This window comes from Hoeflea algicola, assembly GCF_026619415.1.
In the GTDB taxonomy this organism is placed as follows: Bacteria; Pseudomonadota; Alphaproteobacteria; order Rhizobiales; family Rhizobiaceae; genus Hoeflea; species Hoeflea algicola.
This window is the reverse complement of the sequence record NZ_JAOVZR010000001.1, coordinates 2407096-2424179: the sequence shown is the minus strand read 5'-3', so window position 1 is coordinate 2424179 and position 17084 is coordinate 2407096. Positions and strand designations below refer to the sequence as shown.

Annotated in this window: 12 protein-coding genes and 1 pseudogene; 9 read left to right on the top strand and 4 right to left on the bottom strand. The window is 58.4% G+C overall.

The features are described from left to right. Window positions 1-4 precede the first annotated feature (4 nt). Window positions 5-748 (bottom strand): creatininase family protein, encoded by a 744-nt coding sequence (locus tag OEG84_RS11905; RefSeq protein WP_267653961.1) that lies wholly within the window; start codon window positions 746-748, stop codon window positions 5-7. Between the two features lie 92 nt (window positions 749-840). Between OEG84_RS11905 and OEG84_RS11900 the strand changes: the two genes are divergently transcribed. The 3 genes from OEG84_RS11900 to OEG84_RS11890 all read left to right on the top strand — a co-directional run bounded on the left by OEG84_RS11900 (window position 841) and on the right by OEG84_RS11890 (window position 3498). Beyond that, window positions 841-1389, top strand: coding sequence for a MarR family winged helix-turn-helix transcriptional regulator (locus OEG84_RS11900; RefSeq protein ID WP_267653960.1), 549 nt, complete (start codon window positions 841-843; stop codon window positions 1387-1389). A gap of 109 nt (window positions 1390-1498) precedes the next feature. Further along, window positions 1499-2527 (top strand): LacI family DNA-binding transcriptional regulator, encoded by a 1029-nt coding sequence (locus OEG84_RS11895; RefSeq protein ID WP_267653959.1) that lies wholly within the window; start codon window positions 1499-1501, stop codon window positions 2525-2527. Beyond that, entirely contained in the window at window positions 2524-3498 is a 975-nt protein-coding gene (locus tag OEG84_RS11890) for a 2-hydroxyacid dehydrogenase (protein WP_267653958.1), read from the top strand. The genes OEG84_RS11895 and OEG84_RS11890 overlap by 4 nt, the downstream gene beginning before the upstream one ends. A gap of 83 nt (window positions 3499-3581) precedes the next feature. On the opposite strand, the gene OEG84_RS11885 is transcribed toward OEG84_RS11890, so the two are convergent. After that, window positions 3582-4346, bottom strand: a complete 765-nt coding sequence (locus OEG84_RS11885; RefSeq protein ID WP_267653957.1) for a gamma-glutamyl-gamma-aminobutyrate hydrolase family protein — start codon at window positions 4344-4346, stop codon at window positions 3582-3584. A 311-nt stretch (window positions 4347-4657) separates the two neighbouring features. Here OEG84_RS11885 and OEG84_RS11880 point away from each other — a divergent pair, with 311 nt between their 5' ends. Continuing rightward, window positions 4658-5767 carry a TRAP transporter substrate-binding protein gene (locus OEG84_RS11880; RefSeq protein ID WP_267653956.1) on the top strand — a complete coding sequence of 370 codons (1110 nt, stop codon included), beginning with the start codon at window positions 4658-4660 and terminating at the stop codon, window positions 5765-5767. 454 nt (window positions 5768-6221) lie between these two features. Here OEG84_RS11880 and OEG84_RS11875 read toward each other — a convergent pair whose 3' ends face one another. Further along, window positions 6222-8009, bottom strand: a complete 1788-nt coding sequence (locus OEG84_RS11875) for a TRAP transporter large permease (RefSeq protein WP_267653955.1) — start codon at window positions 8007-8009, stop codon at window positions 6222-6224. Beyond that, window positions 8006-8589, bottom strand: a pseudogene (locus OEG84_RS11870) (TRAP transporter small permease subunit). The gene OEG84_RS11875 and the pseudogene OEG84_RS11870 overlap by 4 nt, the downstream one beginning before the upstream one ends. Window positions 8590-8822: 233 nt before the next feature. Here OEG84_RS11870 and OEG84_RS11865 point away from each other — a divergent pair. The 5 genes from OEG84_RS11865 to OEG84_RS11845 all read left to right on the top strand — a co-directional run bounded on the left by OEG84_RS11865 (window position 8823) and on the right by OEG84_RS11845 (window position 17073). Continuing rightward, on the top strand, window positions 8823-9593 hold the full coding sequence (locus OEG84_RS11865; RefSeq protein WP_267653954.1) for an SDR family NAD(P)-dependent oxidoreductase: 771 nt from the start codon (window positions 8823-8825) through the stop codon (window positions 9591-9593). Window positions 9594-9805: 212 nt separating this feature from the next. Further along, window positions 9806-13288: an indolepyruvate ferredoxin oxidoreductase family protein gene (locus tag OEG84_RS11860; protein ID WP_267653953.1), complete on the top strand. Its 3483-nt coding sequence runs from the start codon at window positions 9806-9808 to the stop codon at window positions 13286-13288. A 158-nt stretch (window positions 13289-13446) separates the two neighbouring features. Beyond that, window positions 13447-15762, top strand: a complete 2316-nt coding sequence (locus OEG84_RS11855) for a putative bifunctional diguanylate cyclase/phosphodiesterase (protein ID WP_267653952.1) — start codon at window positions 13447-13449, stop codon at window positions 15760-15762. Between the two features lie 221 nt (window positions 15763-15983). Further along, a complete protein-coding gene (locus tag OEG84_RS11850) occupies window positions 15984-16733 on the top strand; it encodes an N-acyl amino acid synthase FeeM domain-containing protein (RefSeq protein WP_267653951.1) in 750 nt (249 codons plus the stop codon). Window positions 16734-16848: 115 nt separating this feature from the next. After that, complete coding sequence (locus tag OEG84_RS11845) at window positions 16849-17073, top strand: aa3-type cytochrome c oxidase subunit IV (protein WP_267653950.1); 225 nt, start codon at window positions 16849-16851, stop codon at window positions 17071-17073. Window positions 17074-17084: the final 11 nt, after the last annotated feature.

Genomic DNA, 17084 nt, shown 5'->3' with positions numbered 1-17084 from the left:
TCCCTCAATTCAGATCATCGGTTTCGAAGCTGGCCATGTCTATGAGCAGGTCACAAAGACCGCCAACAGCATGGGCGATGATCGCTTCGCCCTTGGCGGCACTTGCCTGGCTGGCATTGCCGGCTGCGCCATCCTTGTTCAGGTCCGACATTTTCCAGCCGAAGGCGTGCGGGCCGTAGGCGCGAAGATGGGTGAAACGGTCGATGTATTCAGCCTGGCGCGAGGGGAAATCGCGCAGCGCCTCGCGCCGCACCAGATCCGGCCGCAACGCCAGCATGACCGATGTCTCGATGTCGCCGGCATGGATGTCGAGGGATTTTTCTGCGGGCGTGATGATGTCGGCAGGAACCCCGAATCGGGTCCAGCTGGTGGCCACTGCCAGCATGTTGAAGCGGACGCGGGCCTCGGTGGCGACGATTGTCAAAAGCGGCGAGTTGCCGCCATGGGCGTTGAGCAGCAGCAGCCGCCGAATGCCCCGCGCGGCGCAGCTTTCGGCGATGCCGATCCAGCGGTTGACCGCTTCATCAAATGCCAGCGTTCTGGTGCCGGGCACATCCATGTGCTCGATCGAGTAGCCGACCGGCTCGACCGGCAACAGTTCGACCCTCACGGATGATGGCGCCGCCTCAGCCAGGCGCCGGGCGATCGATTCGGCAATCAGCGCATCGGTCTCGAAGGGAAGATGCGGGCCATGCTGCTCATGGGCGCCGAGAGGCAGGATGGCGATCGGGACGGATTGTGTGTGCATGCTGTGGTTTTTCCGGTGCTGCTTGGTTAGGGTCCGGATTGAAGAGCTTGAGTCTAGGGTGATGGATCGAAGGCCGCAAGAAGGAGCTGACCGTGTCCGCCAAAATCAAGTCCAAAAGCAAGAGCAGAAAAACAAAGAAACAGGGGCAGGCCGAGGCGCTGGTCCTGGTCAATCAGTTGGCGCGTAACGCCAGGACGGCGTTGTCACGACGGCTACTCGATCTTGGTCTCTATGCTGGCCAGGATGGGGTAATCCTGGCGCTGGATGCCCGTGACGGCCAGACACCGGGCATGATCGCGGCTTCGCTGGGTGTCAAGGCGCCAACCATCACCAAGACAATTGGCCGGCTTGCCGCACAGGGTTTTGTGCGCCGCGAAGGATCTCCCGACGATGGACGGATGATGCTAGTGTACCTGACCGATGCTGGCCGTGATCAGATCAAGTCGGTGCGCAAGGCGCAACGCCGGACCGAAAAGACCGCATTCGCCGGGTTGAAGAAGAAGGATGTCATCACCTTGCTCGACCTGTTGGCGACGATGGATACCAATATCGGCGCCTCGTTGAGCGCCGTGCCTGCCGCGGCAAGCGATCCGCTGAAAGCGGCGACATTGGCAGCAGATGAAGATGCTGATCTGGCCTAGGACGGTCCGGAGCCATCAACAGACTGATTGCCAGCCCGGTTTAAACCTTTTAGATCTGCTTAAATAATTGAAATTGGGGCGCGGGGCTCCGCCAGTGGGGATACGGGAATTGGCGCAAAAAGTTAAACTGTCCACGATCGCGGAGGCTCTCGGCCTTTCGACCGCCACGGTATCTCTGGCGTTGCGCGACAGTCCGCTGGTGGCCGACATGACGCGCGATCGGATCAAGGAAAAAGCCGTCGAGCTCGGCTATATCTACAATCGCCGCGCCGCGTCACTCAGAACCTCACGGTCCGGCATCATCGGGGTCGTGGTTCACGACATCATGAACCCGTTCTATGCGGAAATTCTCAAGGCGATCGAGACCGAACTGGACCGCAGCCGACAAACCTTCATTCTGTCCAATCATTATGATTCGGTGGAGAAACAGCGGAATTTCATTGAAACGCTTTTGCAGCTGGGCGGTGACGGGGTGATCATGTCGCCAGCCATCGGTACACCCGCATCCGACATCCGGCTTGCCGAGGACAATGGCATGCCGGCGATCCTGATTGCCCGCTCGGTGCCGGAGATTGACGTGCCGACCTTTCGCGGCGACGATGCCTATGGCACCGCCCTTGCCACCAATCACCTGATCAGCCTGGGGCACACGCGCATCGCCATGATTGGCGGCACCGATCACACGTCAACCGGGCGGGATCGCTATGCGGGATATGCCGAGGCACTCAGGAAGGCGGGGATTGATGTAGATCCGGCGCTGCGCATTCCCGGTCCGCGGACCAAGCAGAGCGGGTTCGAGGCGGCGGTGAATTTTCTCGCCAATTCGCTCAAACCGACCGCCGCGGTATGTTGGAACGACCTGGTGGCGATTGGTCTGATGAGTGGCATTGCCCGCGCGGGGTTGGTGCCCGGAAAGGATATTTCAGTGACTGGTTATGACGATCTTGAAGAGGCGGCAATCGCGATGCCTGCGCTGACGACGGTCTGCAATGGACAATCGGAGGTTGGCCGCCGGGCAGCGCGCGCGCTGCTCGACAAACTCAACGGCTCCAGCGAAGCTGACGGCCTGCATTTGATCAAGCCGGAAATGCGGATCCGGCAATCGACGATGCCGCTGAACCCGGGAGCTGGCCGATGAGTGATCAACGCCCCGTCGTCCTCATTCCGGGCCGGATCCATCCGCGTGTTCGCGAGCGCGCCGAAGCCGAGTTCGATGCCGTCTTCATCGACGCTGCCGACGCGGCGCTAATTGATGCGCAGACGCGCTCGCGGGTGAAGGGAATTGCGGCGATGACCACCGTCTCCGCCGACTTCATCGATGCCTTGCCCAATCTTGCCATCATCGCCAACTTTGGCGTTGGCTACGATGCCGTGGACGCGCCCCATGCCGCTTCGCGTGGCATCATGGTGACCAACACACCCGATGTGCTCAGCGATGAGGTGGCGGATACCACTGTCGGCCTGTTGCTCAACACACTCAGGGAACTTCCGAAGGCGGAAACCTACCTTCGCGCCGGTCGCTGGGCCAAGGAAGGGCCCTATCGGTTGACGCCGCTGACATTGCGGGGGCGGACTATCGGCGTTTTCGGGCTGGGGCGTATCGGACTTGCCATCGCCCGGCGGCTCGAGGCTTTCGGCGTCGGCATTCACTACCACACGCGAACAAGACGAACCGATGTCGATTATCCCTGGCACGAAACGCTTGCGGGAATGGCGAAGGCAGTTGACACATTGATTGTGGTGGTGCCGGGCGGGCCCGCAACCGACAAGGCTGTCAATGCCGACATCCTCGATGCACTTGGGCCAGATGGGGTGTTGATCAATGTTGGCCGCGGTTCGACGGTTGACGAGACAGCGTTGATTGCGGCCCTGACGGAACGGCGGATCGCTGCCGCCGGTCTCGATGTCTTTGCCAACGAACCGCATGTGCAGCAGGCGCTAATCGACTTGCCCAATGCCTGTCTGCTGCCGCATGTGGCGTCGGCATCGGTCTCCACCCGCAACGCGATGGCGGATCTGGTGGTCGACAATCTCGCCGCCTGGCTTGCCGGCGGTGCGGCGATCACGGCGGTGCCGGAATGTGCTGCCCTGAACCGCAAGCCGGAATGAGCGGCGCGACGGGCTGATGTGTTTTGGATCGAAGTTGCAGCTCCGTGCGTTCAGGTGAATGCACGGAGCCTTATTTGACGGCTTTATTCGGCGGCTTGCGCCGGACGGGCATGGCAGGCGCGCACCGCTTCGCCGAAGGCGGCGAATATCTTGTCGGATATCTCGTCGCTGCCGACCCAGTATTCGGGATGCCACTGGACACCGATTGCAAAGCCCGGCGCATCAAGGACGCTAACGGCCTCGATGGTGCCGTCTTCGGCCACCGCTTCGACCGCCAAACGCGGCGCTAGGCGTGAAATCGCCTGACGGTGAAGCGAATTCACGCTGATCTCCCCCTCGCCGACGATCGAGGCCAGACAGCTTCCCTCCTTGACCTTGACAGAATGGCGGATGGCAAATGCCTCATCCCAGTTCTCGGTTTCCGGCTTGCGATGGTCCATGCGCCCCTGCAGTTCCTGGATTTCGTTGGCCAGTGTACCGCCCAGCGCGACATTGAGTTCCTGAATGCCGCGGCAAATCGCCAGCAGTGGAATGCTGCGCTCAATGGCCCGACGGATGAGCGCCATGCTGATCTGGTCGCGCGCCGGGTCGAAAGGCCCATGCGCTTCGGTTGCTTCCTCTCCGTAAAGTGAGGGGTGCACATTGGTGCGAGATCCGGTGATGAGCACGCCATCAATCCGATCGAGCAGCATATCGACATCGACGCCGTCTTCGAGCGCGGGCACCACCACCGGCAGGACCCCAGAGCCCTTGACGGCCGCCCGGACATATTGATCCGGCGCGGCGTGCCAAGTGTATCCATCGAAGGTCCGGATGTCGGCGGGTATCGCCACGAGCCCATTGTGCATAGCCAACTTTCCTTCAAAAAAACCGGGCCAAATACCGGGCCCATACCATCGTCTGAGAAGCTTCATTTTGTCGCGGGATTGTCGGGTTTTGTCAAACCCGATCTAATCGCCCTTATTCCGGCCTTTAGCCGGTGAATTATAGGGTGGCTTCGCCCCGGCCAACTGGCTAAAAAAATTGACCATTGACCCTTGAAATTCATGTGCCGTGCTTGAAAGCACGAACGCAACATGGTTAGGTCTTGACCATGCCGGCGGGGTGTCAAAAGTGAACAACACGCGCCTTGCGGTTTAGCTTCAACTGGGAGGTATTTATGGATCGTCGTTCATTTATCAAGAAGGCTGGTGTAGCCGGTGCAGGCGCTGCCGCAGCGACCACGCTGGCGGCTCCGGCCATTGCACAGTCAATGCCAAAACTCACCTGGCGTTGCACGTCATCTTTTCCGAAGTCGCTGGACACCATCTATGGCGCCGCCGAAACCATGGCGGAACATGTGAAGGCCGCGACTGATGGAAATTTTGACATCCAGGTTTTCGCCGGCGGCGAAATCGTCCCCGGGCTGCAGGCGGCTGACGCGGTTACCGACGGCACCGTGGAAATGTGCCATACGGCCTCCTATTATTATTGGGGCAAGGACGCCACCTATCAGCTCGCCACGGCCACTCCGTTCGTGATGAATTCGCGGATGCAGAACGCCTGGTTCATCCAGGGCGGCGGCACCGATATGTTGAACGAGACCTTCTATAATGGCGAAGGTCTGCACGCCATTCCGTGCGGTAACACCGGGGCCCAGATGGGCGGCTGGTTCCGCAAGGAAATCAACACCGTTGCCGATCTCGATGGCCTGAAGATGCGTATCGGCGGTTTTGCTGGCAAGATCCTCGGCAAGCTTGGTGTATCCCCGCAGCAGATCGCCGGTGGCGACATCTATGCGGCGCTGGAAAAGGGCACCATCGACGCAACCGAGTGGGTTGGTCCTTACGACGACCAGAAGCTCGGCTTCAACAAGGTTGCCAAGTACTACTACTATCCCGGTTGGTGGGAAGGTGGCGCTGCGCTGCACGCCTTCATCAATCTGGAAAAATACAACGAACTGCCTGCCAACTATCAGGCTATTCTGTCCGATGCATGCTACTTCGCCAATGCTTCGATGTTGGCAACCTATGACGTCAAGAACCCGACGGCATTGAAGGAACTGGTGGCCGACGGCGCCGTTCTGCGCCCGTTCAGCCAGGAAGTTCTCGACGCCTGCAACGCGGCGACACAGGAAGTCTACAAGGAAGTGACGGCAGAGAATCCGGCCTTCAAGAAGATTTACGAATCGCAGCTGGCATACGCCAAGGATGCTTATCTCTGGCAGCAGTTGTCGGAGTACACCTACGACACCTACATGATGATCCAGCAGCGTTCGGGCAAGCTCTAAGCTGCTTACGTCTGAGGGTCTTGAATTGCCGGGGGGTGCTGAGCGCCCCCCGGCTTTTTTGTCTATGGGGATTATCTGCGACAAGGCCGCACCGAACGACTTCAAGCCACCTCGGGGCTGAAGCGAAGCAACACCGTTTCTGTCTCGCGTGGTTGGTCTATCGGGAAGCGACAAGGGCGATGCGATGACATCGTTCGAAGATGCTTGGCCATATGGGTTCCCGCCGAACCTGCATGATCATGTGGAAGCCATAAGGGCCGGGAGGTATCCGTCCATCCGGCGCGGGCTTCTGTTGGGCTGCGCGCCGAATGTGGCCCTTTCCAAGCCCTTCGGCGCTGAACCAATCCGACATGTCAGAATGGTTCAGCCTTGCGAAGCACTCTTATTGTGGATTGCAGAAAGAAAGCCCGAAACCAGTCTGGTTTCGGGCCTCTCAGATCGACGGCTGTTTGGATCAGTCGAACTTTGGCGGTTCGCCCAGATTGAAGGCCGGCGCCGCGGGCTCGGGTTGAGCGCTCGGGGTTTCTCCTGGAAGACCGAGGCTGGGAAGGGTGAGCCCGGGCAATCCGTTGGAGTTTTCGCTCGGCGGCAGTCCAAGTCCGGGCAGCCCGCCGCCCAAAGCATTGTCATCGAAGCCGGGGATCGTGATCTGCAAGTTTGGATCACGCGCGGGCCGTTCGGTCTTGTAGTGGGTCACCAGTTCAGGGAACGCAATAACAATCAGGATGACAATAAACTGGATGATGATGTAGGGCACCGCCCCCTTGTAGATTTCGGTGGTCTTGACCCCCGGCAGCCATCTTCCTGAAGGTGCATCCTTCCACTTCTTGCTGGGTGCGATCGACCGCAGATAGAACAGGGCGAACCCGAATGGCGGCGTCAGGAAGGAGGTCTGCAGGTTGATGCCCAGGATGATCCCGAACCAGATCAGATCGATTCCGAGCTTTTCGGCAACCGGCGCCAACAGAGGCACCATGATGAAGGCGATCTCGAAGAAATCGAGGAAGCAGCCGAGAACAAAGACGAGAATGGTGACAACCACCAGGAAGCCGGTTGTCCCGCCCGGCAGCCCCAATAGCAATTCCTCGATCCAGAGATTGCCGTTCACGCCGTAGAAGGTGAGGCCGAACACCCGCGCGCCGATCAGGATGAACATGACGAAAGCGGAAAGACGGGTGGTCGAATCCAGTGCCTGCTTGAGCATGACGAAGCCCATGCGGCGTTTGATGGTGGCCAGTACCAGGGCTCCGGTGGCGCCCATCGCGCCGCCTTCGGTCGGGGTGGCGATGCCGAGGAAAATGGTTCCGAGCACCAGAAAGATCAACGCCAGCGGTGGAATGAGCACAATCACCACACGCTCGGCCAGGCGCGACATGATGCCGAGTTGGAAGTGGCTGTTGGCCAACGAAACAGCCAATGCAAAAGCCGCCGCGCTGGTGGCAGACCAGACGAACCTCGTCTCGAACCGCAAGCCATCGAAAATGAACTCGTAGGCGAAGAAATGCATGGCGACAGAAAGTACTAGAATGGCGATCAGCGATTTTATGCCGCGGCCAAGCGTGCGGGCTTCTACCGGCAGGGCAGGGGCCCAATCCGGCTTGATCAACGTGACTGCGAATATGTAGAGGCAATAGGCGGCGACGATGATCAGCGCCGGATAAAGCGCGCCGACATACATGTCTCCCACGGAACGGCCGAGTTGGTCGGCCATGACGATGAGAACCAGTGAGGGCGGCACGATCTGGGCCAAGGTTCCGGCGGCAGCGATGGTGCCGGTTGCCAGCGACCGGTTGTAGCCGTAGCGCAGCATGATCGGCAACGAGATCAACCCCATGGCGATCACCGAAGCGGCGACGACACCGGTGGTGGCGGCCAGCAGCGCGCCAACCAGAACAACCGCATAAGAAAGACCGCCGCGGATCGGACCGAACAGCTGCCCGATGGTATCAAGCAGATCCTCGGCCATGCCGGATCGTTCGAGAATGAGCCCCATGAATGTAAAAAACGGAATCGCCAACAGGGTGTCGTTGTACATGATCCCGTAGATGCGCTCGGGATGGGCTTGCAGCAGAGGCCAGAACAGCCGGATTTCCGGGGAAATATGAGAAACCTCGACGCCAATGACGAAGAAGAGCAGGCCGCCGGCGGCGAGGGTAAAGGCGACGGGATAGCCGATAAGCAGCATCGCCATGACGGAGATGAACATGATCGGCGCCAGGTTATGCGCAATAATATCGATCATTTCTCCTGCTCCTCGGGCATGTTCTGCAGCATTTCCTCGACCGAGGGCGGGTTATCGTGCGTAACCCACGGATCATCGATCCGGCCGGTTATCACAGCCCATCGTTTGATTATTTCGGAAATGCCCTGCAGTGTTAGTAGCGAAAACCCGATCAGCACCAGGATCTTGGCTGGCCAGAGAATGAGGCCGCCGGCATTGGCTGATATCTCGCCCGAATTGTAGGATTTGAGCACCCAGGGGAGTGCCAGATAGGTGATCAGCAGTGTAAACGGCATCAGGAACACGACGTGACAAATCAGATCGATCCAGTCACGCGTCCGTTTGCTCAACATGTTGGAAATGAAGTCGATGCGGATATGCTCGTTCTTCTGCAGCGTGTATGCTGCTGCGACCAGGAAAACCGCCCCGAACAAGTACCACTGGACTTCCAGCCAAGCATTTGACGAGGTGTCAAAGACTTTGCGGATTGTCGCGTTTCCAGCGCTGATCAGTACTGCCGCGAGCACCAGCCAGGCAACATTGCGCCCAAAAACTCATTGATCCGGTCGATAGACCGGCTCAACACCAAAAGACCTGCCATATTTTCCTCCCAGTCGTTTCACCTCCGATTAGCTCGAAGTGCGATCGACCATGGTTCCCATGGGTTCCATCATTATCATCAATGTGATGACGTTCCAGTCCATAACAACAAAAAAGTGTGCAGCGCAACAAGTGGTGCACTTTTTTTACCAGTTGTGGGTGAGGCGTATGGTAGCGCCCCAGCGCGCTTGCCGCTATACCGGCCGGATTGGCATTTGGTAGAAGAGGTGGGCGATGCTGGCGCAAGAACTGTTCGATGTTTCGGGTGAAATAGCGCTGGTGACCGGTGGCGGCACAGGCCTTGGGTTTGCCATGGCGCGCGTGCTGGCCTTGAATGGCGCCAAGGTCGCGCTTGCGGGCAAGCATCAGGACAGTCTGGATGCCGCGGTGAAGGCGATCGCCGAGAGCGGTGGTGATGCCGCCGCCGTGGTTCTCGATGTGCGCCGCGAGGATATGATCAAGGCAGCCTTCGACCAGGTTGAAGCGACCTTCGGCCCCGTCAGTGTGGTGATCAACAATGCCGGCATTGCGCACCGCGACAAGGCCAGCAAACTTGCCGCCGAGACGCTGCGCAATGTGATGGCCGTCAATGTCGACGGCGCTTTTCTGGTGGCACAGGAAGCCGCACTGCGGATGATCCGGGATAATCGGGGCGGCTCGATCATCAATATTTCCAGCGTATTATCGCAAACCCCGATCCGCCAGGCGGCGGCCTATAGCGTCTCAAAGGCGGCGATCAGCCAGATGACCCGGTGTCTGGCGCTGGAATGGGCCAAGCACGAAATCAGGGTCAATGAGATCCGTCCGGGATGGTTCGAGACCGGATTGACCGCGCCGTTTCTCAAGGGGCCTGGTGCCAAGATCATGGCCGGTGAAAACCCCACCGGGCGGCTTGGGGACGGTCATGATCTCGATGGGGCGGTGTTGCTGCTAGCCTCGAAGGCCGGCAAATACATGACCGGCAGCGCCATTACCGTGGATGGCGGCCATTCCTTCGGCCGCTGATGACGTTGGCCTGTGGACTGATCAGGCCTGGGTCGCTTTCGGGACCGCCAGAGGCGCGACTTCCTGCTTGCGGCGCGTCATTGAACGCGAATTTGATTGACCCCCGGGTTCCATGGTCCAACTATCATGACCGGAGTCGCCGACGCGGATAGGTTGGCGCGCGTAAAACGGGTTTGTGCGTATTTGGACCCGAGTGAGTTGAGGAGCATGGAATGACGGCGCACGATATCTCGCTTGACGACAAGTTTGACCTGAGCAAAGAGCGCGTCTTCCTTACCGGGTCTCAGGGTGTTGTTCGGTTGCTGATGATGCAGCACGAACGTGACCGGCAGGCAGGACTCAACACGGCCGGGTTCGTTTCGGGCTATCGCGGGTCGCCGCTGGGTGGGCTGGATCAGCAAATCCTGCGCGCTGAGCGTCTACTTCAACCGCGGTCGATTGTTTTTCAGCCGGGCCTGAACGAGGAACTGGCTGCAACCGCCTGTTGGGGTTCTCAACAAGCCGGGCTGGATGGCACCGGCAAATATGATGGCGTGTTCTCGCTCTGGTATGGCAAGGGGCCCGGCGTCGACCGGTCCGGGGACGTGTTCCGGCATGCCAACCTGGCAGGCACCGCTCAGCATGGCGGAGTGCTGGCACTGATGGGTGATGACCACACAGCGGAAAGCTCCACCAACGCTCATCAGACCGAGTTCAACTTCGTCAACGTCATGATCCCGATCCTCAATCCCGCCGGCGTGCAGGAAATGATCGATTACGGTCTGCACGGTTTTGCGATGTCGCGGTTTTCCGGAACCTGGACGGCGCTCAAATGCGTGAAAGACAATGTCGAATCCACCGCCTCTGTCGAGGCCGGGCTTGAACGCGTCAAGATTATCCTGCCTGAGTTCGCGATGCCGCCGGGCGGGCTCAATATTGGCGGCAACCCGCTTGATTTTCTCGGCCAGGAAATGCTGTTGCATGAATTCAAGCGAGATGCGGCAAGCGCCTATATTCGCGCCAACGGACTTAACCGGATCATCTATTCGGGTGGCGCCAACGCCAAGATCGGCATCCTGACTGTCGGCAAGAACTATCTCGATGTGCGCCAGGCGCTGGACGACCTCGGCATTGACGAGGCACGTGCCAACCAGCTCGGGGTGCGGCTTTTCAAGGTTGCCTGTCCATGGCCGTTCGATCTCGAAGATATGACGGAATTTGTCGATGGCCTCGAGATGGTGATCGTGGTGGAGGAAAAGCGCTCGCTGCTTGAAAGCCAGTTGCGCGAGGCATTGTATGGCACTGCGCGGCAGCCGCTGGTGGTTGGAAAGAAGGACGAGCGCGGCGATTGGCTGTTTCCGGTCAAGGGCGCGCTCGACCCCAATGATATCGCCGTAGCGGTGGGCGAGCGGGTGCTCAGGGTAATTGGCCATGCCGAGGATATTGACGTCAAAGTCAAACGTATCCGGCAGTATCAAAGCATGTTGGCAAGCGTGACGGATGTGGCCTCTCGATCACCCTATTTCTGTTCGGGCTGCCCGCACAATTCCTCGACCAAAGTTCCGGAAGGATCTATCGCCGCGGCGGGTATTGGCTGTCATTTCATGGCGCTGTGGATGGATCGCGATACCACCGGGTTTACCCAGATGGGGGGCGAGGGTGCACAATGGGTCGGCCAGGCGCCGTTCAGCACCCGGCCGCATATCTTCCAGAACCTGGGCGACGGAACCTATAATCATTCGGGTGTGTTGGCATTGCGCTTCGCCATCTCGTCGAACGCTAATGTGACCTACAAGATCCTCTATAATGACGCAGTGGCCATGACCGGCGGCCAGAGCCATGAGGGCGGGCTGACCGCCGATGCCATTGCCCGCCAGGTACGCGCCGAAGGGGTGGAGCGGATCGCGCTCGTTAGCGACGAACCGGACCGGTATCCGGCAGGCACCGAATGGCCGTCTGCCATCAGCATGCATCATCGCTCCGAACTGGATGCCGTACAGCGCGAATTGCGTGAGGTGCCCGGGGTCACCGTGCTGATCTATGACCAGACTTGCGCGGCCGAAAAGCGGCGGCGCCGGAAGCGCGGTGCCTATCCCGATCCGGACAAGCGCGTGATCATCAACGAGCTGGTGTGTGAAGGCTGTGGCGATTGCGGGGTCAAATCCAACTGTGTTTCGATCCAACCGTTGGAGACCGAGTTCGGTCGCAAGCGCCGGATCGACCAATCGAGTTGCAACAAGGATTTTTCCTGCGTTGACGGGTTTTGCCCTTCGTTCGTCACGGTTCATGGCGCGCAGATCCGCAAATCGGAACAGTCCACGCTCAAAACCGCGGCGGATCCGCTTGAAGGCGTGCCTGACCCGGTAGTTGCTTCGCTTGAGAGCGGATGGGCTGCAATCATCGACGGAATCGGTGGAACCGGCGTCGTGACGATCGGCGCGATCCTCGGCATGGCCGCCCATCTCGAGGGCAAGGGCTGTGGGATGATCGACATGGCCGGGCTGGCACAAAAGGGCGGGGCGGTGTTTTCGCATGTGCGGATTGCCAGGACGCCGGCGGATATTCACGCGATCCGGATTTCGGCAGGCAAGGCCGATCTGGTGCTGGGCTGCGATCTCGTTGTGTCGGGTTCGCGCAAGGTGTTGGCTTCGGTGCGCGAGGGCGAGACAGCCTTTCTGGTCAATACCAGCGAAGTGATGCCAGGCGAGTTTACCCGCGATGTGAACTTCGCATTGCCGACGGAACGGCTCAAGCAGGCTATCGCCAAGACGGCTGGTGTTGAACAAACCAGCTTCTTTGACGCGACCCGGGCTGCGACCAAATTGTTTGGCAATGCCATAGCGGCCAACATGTTCATGCTAGGAATGGCCGCGCAAAAGGGTGCACTGCCGCTTTCGCCAGCCACCATCGAGGAGGCTATCCGGCTCAATGGTGCGGCCGTGGCAATGAATGTTTCGGCTTTCCGCTGGGGCCGCAAGGCAGGTCATGATCCGCAATCGGTGCTGGCGATGGTATCGGTTGCGGGTTCCACTGAGGTGGCCACGGACGAGCCATCAGTGGCGGATCTGATCGAACGACGTGCCGAGTTTCTGACCAGCTACCAAAACCGGGCGTGGGCTGCCAGATACCGCGCCACGCTGCAGCCGCTTGTGGAAGCAGAGACCAGAATCAGCGGCCAACCCGGACCGGTGTCTGTGGCCGCGGCGCGGTCCCTGTTCAAACTGATGGCCGCCAAGGACGAGTACGAGGTCGCGCGGCTTTACACAGATGGCAGCTTCCAGCGCCAGCTCAACCGGCAGTTCGAGCGTTATGATCGGCTCGAATTTCATCTCGCGCCACCGGTTCTGGGCAGGCGCGATGCCGAGGGACATCCGGTCAAGACCTCGCATGGTCGAGGGATGGCGGCGTTGTTCCCGTTGCTCGCTTCGCTGAAATTCTTGCGCGGTACGCCATTCGACATCTTCAGCTACAGCGCGGACCGGCGGATGGAACGTCAAGTTCTCGCCGAGTTCGTTGCTGAGATCGAGAAGATGACCAGCCTTATGACTCCCGCCAATCTGAACGCTGTCGAAGAGTTCGTGTCCTATCCAATGGATATACGCGGTTATGGGCATGTTAAGCTGCAAAGCAAGATTGCAGCATTTCAGAAGAAGGTGTTTTTGAAAGAAAAAGTAGAGAGAGAATTCGGCGAAAATTATGAAGTTGCTGCAGAATGAAATAGGATAGATGTTGATATTGTGTGCGTTAGTGATTCCTTAATGTTGCTGTCAGAATCGATGTTTTATTGATTGAACGCCTGATTTTGCCATCCCAATCAATGGGTTCTTAATTTCCCTTTGCTAGATTGGGAGCGTAATTAAATAGGGCAGTGTTCATGCAACCCGCAAGAACCGCAGCATTCGCGAACGATGTTCGCCTCTCTTTCGTCGCTTCGCTTTACCAAAAGCGCGGGACGCTGTTTGCTGGAATGATCGCCCATGTGGTTACGACGATGGCGATTTATATTCGCATCGACGAGCCGTTTTACCTTTACGCCGCGCTGGCCCTGTTCGTGATATGGCTGGGTCGAACCATCGACATGATGCTGTTCGATCGGCTGGACAAGAGCAAATTCCAGCTAGCCGATACATTGCGCTGGGAAAAGCGCTATGTGGCGGGGTCCCTGGTTGCGGCATTCGCGCTTGGCTTGATGAGTGGCCATGCGCTGGTCATGGCCCAGGATCCATTTGCCGAGCTTGCAGCAATTTCTGTGACGGTCGCGACCATGATTTCGGTGGTGGGGCGCAATTTCGGATCGAAGCTGAATGTCGACATGATCATCCTGGCAGCCTGTCTGCCGATGATGGCCGGCTTCTTCATGGCGCATGATCCGTTCATGATGGTGCTCGGCGTGTTGCTGCTTCCGCTGTTCCTGACGACACGCTCTATGGCCAACGGTGTTCGCGACTTTCTGTTCAACTCGGTGATCGCCGAGCGCAAAACCGGAGAGATCGCCGAAAAGTTCGACACCGCGCTCAACAACATGTCGCATGGCCTGTTCATGCTCGACGGCGACGGGCGCATCGAGGTGGCCAATCGCAAGGCACACGAGTATTTCCATATAGATGCCGATATCAACCTGACCGGTCGCGCACTCAAGGCCGCCCTCAGGCTGGGCGCGCGCAACGGCTTCATCGCCAAGGAAAATTTTGCCGACATCAACGAGCATTTTGACAAGCTGATCAGCGGCCGCGAGCAGCGTGCCCTGGTTCGGTTCGATGCACGGTCGTGGCTTGAATTCAGTGCGCGGCACCGCGGTCAGAAGGGTGTCGTTCTAACCTTCGAAGATGTCTCGGCGCGCATCCAGTCGGACAAGCGGATCCTGCACATGGCCCGCTTCGACAACCTCACAGGTTTGCCCAACCGTTCCTGGTTCAAGGAAGTGGTGGAGACCAAGATGGCCAAGGCCAAGTCAGGGCAGTCGTTGGCGCTGGCGGTTCTCGATATCGATGATTTCAAACACGTCAACGATACGATGGGTCATGTCAGCGGCGACAAGCTGCTGAGTGCCATTGCTACAAGGCTTGGTTCCCTGTCGCGCCAGAAATTTGTGATCTCCCGATTTGGCGGCGACGAGTTCGTGCTTTTCATCCCGCATGTAGAGGATGAACGCGACCTCCAGATCACCATGAATCATGTCATCGATACCTTGCGTGGCACCTACATCATTGACGGCCACAAGCTGTTCATCAGCCTGTCGGGCGGTGTCGCAATGGCGCCGGTTGCCGGGGCGGCAATCGAGGGACTTCACATCCAGGCCGACCTGGCCCTGTATGAGGCAAAACGGCGCGACAAGAACCGTTGGGTGTTGTTCGAAGAATCGATGAACCAGCAATATTCTGCCCGGCAGAGGCTCAAGGTCGACCTGCGGGAAGCAATTCGTACCCAGTCGATGACACTTGCCTATCAGCCGATGTTCAATCCGCAAGGCACGCGGATTGCGGGTGCTGAAGCCCTGTCACGCTGGTTGCATCCGGAGTTGGGGCCGATTTCACCGGCAGACTACATACCGCTGGCGGAAGAGATGGGGATCATCAGCGACCTGACCCGATGTGTTGTCGATCAGGCCGCGCGCGACTGCGCCAGCTGGCCGTCGAACCTGTTCGTGTCGATCAATCTATCGGCCCATGATCTTGGTGATCGGGAGATCATCGCCGTGATCGCCGATGCGCTTGACCGAAACAATCTCGCGGCAGAACGGCTGCAACTGGAAGTGACCGAAAGCGGGTTGATGGGCGAGCTGGAAACGGCCCGCAGCATCTTGTCTGAGCTTCGTGCCATGGGCATGTCGATCGCTATCGACGATTTTGGTACCGGGTACTCGAGTTTGAGTTATCTCGACAAGCTGCCGCTCAACAAGGTCAAGATTGACCGGTCCTTTATCAGCGAGCTGACCGACGACCCCAGCAAGCTGAAACTGCTGCGTGGTGTGGTTCATCTTTCGCGCGAACTCGGGCTCGAGATTGTCGTCGAAGGCGTGGAAACCCAGGAGCAACTGAAGGTGATCCGCGACAATAACTGCGCCGATCTGATTCAGGGCTACATCTTCGGAATGCCGATGCCGATGGGCGCATTCGTCGAACTCGCGACGACGCTGTCGCGCGGGGAAAAATCATCCGTTGCCCGTCCGGCCGCGATGAAGTCCCACTAGCACGTCTCACCCGACGTCACGACACAACCCCGCGAACCCGCTTACCAAGTTCCTGAATAGTGGCTGGTGCTTTCTTGCAGGGTTGTTGTTTTTCCGCGCAAATTTGAAATTTTCGTTAACCATAATAGAGAGTTAACAGGTCGAATCGAGCGCTGCGGAATTGATTAGTAAATCTTTAACCATTAGTTTCCCTGATACCAGATCGAGGGGACTTGTGACCAATGACGACAGCAGCGCACGGCAAGATTTCCGGTTTCAATGCGAATGTGATGCGGTTTCTCGAGAATGTTGAATACCGCCGCATCGACAACGCCGATGACCTCGAAGATATCGCTCGCATTCGTCAGAAGGCTTTCTCCATGGTGGGGCTGGCGCCGCAGGACGGCACGATGCTGATCGACGATCTCGACTTCAAACCCAACGCGCATGTTCTGGGCATTTTTTTCGACGAGCAACTGGTCTCGACCATCCGGGTTCACCACGTTACCGCTGCTCACCCGGACAGCGTCGCCGTGTCGCACTTTCCTGATGTGATGAACCCGCTGTTGGAAGCTGGGCAAACATTCATCGATCCGGTTCGGTTTGCCGCCGATCCCGAGATCGTCCGCGAATATCCGGCCTTGCCCTACCTGACACTGCGGGTGGCGACGATGGCGACCGACTATTTCAAAACCGATTTCTGCCTGTCGGTGATCAAACCCAACCATCGGGCTTTCTACAAGCGGATATTCAATTCGCGCCCGCTTGTGGAGCCGCGCTACTTCGAAAAATACGACAGCAATATCGAACTGCATGCGTCCAATGCAAATGTCGAGTTGCAGCGGATTTACGACAGGTTTCCGTTTTTCAACTCTCAACCCTTCGAGCGCAAGCTGATGTTCGCGCCGCGTCAGGACCTGATGATGCCGTCGCTGACAGTTCGTCCGACCGCACGCTATGCACTGCAAAGTGCTGCCCAGCACGCCGTCTGACAGACGGCAAGGTTTAATATTCCAATTTAGGCTTTCGGCTCAGGGCCCTTGTCCATTGCACATTGCTGGCGGTTTGTGTAATCCCTCGGTGAACTGTCACATGGGGAGTTGAAGCATGGCTGAACAGATGAGCGGTCCTATCGAGACCGGTGCTGCGATGGACTATTCCGAGCACGAAAAAACATATTCGATGTTTGTCACGGGCGCAAAATACAGCGTCATCATCATGGTTGCGGTGCTGATCGCGATGGCGGCGTTTTTCTTCACCTCCGCCGGCGGTATTGTCAGCTTTCTGCTGTTCCTCGTTCTCAGCATTGGCGCCGGCATTCTCGCGCGTTGAAATGTTTTCTT

What these genes read in the sequence shown, in the direction of transcription:
- OEG84_RS11905 (WP_267653961.1), bottom strand. Translation starts at nt 748, where the DNA reads ATGCACACACAATCCGTCCCGATCGCCATCCTGCCTCTCGGCGCCCAT.
- OEG84_RS11890 (WP_267653958.1), top strand. Translation starts at nt 2,524, where the DNA reads ATGAGTGATCAACGCCCCGTCGTCCTCATTCCGGGCCGGATCCATCCG.
- OEG84_RS11885 (WP_267653957.1), bottom strand. Translation starts at nt 4,346, where the DNA reads ATGCACAATGGGCTCGTGGCGATACCCGCCGACATCCGGACCTTCGAT.
- OEG84_RS11880 (WP_267653956.1), top strand. Translation starts at nt 4,658, where the DNA reads ATGGATCGTCGTTCATTTATCAAGAAGGCTGGTGTAGCCGGTGCAGGC.
- OEG84_RS11875 (WP_267653955.1), bottom strand. Translation starts at nt 8,009, where the DNA reads ATGATCGATATTATTGCGCATAACCTGGCGCCGATCATGTTCATCTCC.
- OEG84_RS11865 (WP_267653954.1), top strand. Translation starts at nt 8,823, where the DNA reads ATGCTGGCGCAAGAACTGTTCGATGTTTCGGGTGAAATAGCGCTGGTG.
- OEG84_RS11860 (WP_267653953.1), top strand. Translation starts at nt 9,806, where the DNA reads ATGACGGCGCACGATATCTCGCTTGACGACAAGTTTGACCTGAGCAAA.
- OEG84_RS11855 (WP_267653952.1), top strand. Translation starts at nt 13,447, where the DNA reads ATGCAACCCGCAAGAACCGCAGCATTCGCGAACGATGTTCGCCTCTCT.
- OEG84_RS11850 (WP_267653951.1), top strand. Translation starts at nt 15,984, where the DNA reads ATGACGACAGCAGCGCACGGCAAGATTTCCGGTTTCAATGCGAATGTG.
- OEG84_RS11845 (WP_267653950.1), top strand. Translation starts at nt 16,849, where the DNA reads ATGGCTGAACAGATGAGCGGTCCTATCGAGACCGGTGCTGCGATGGAC.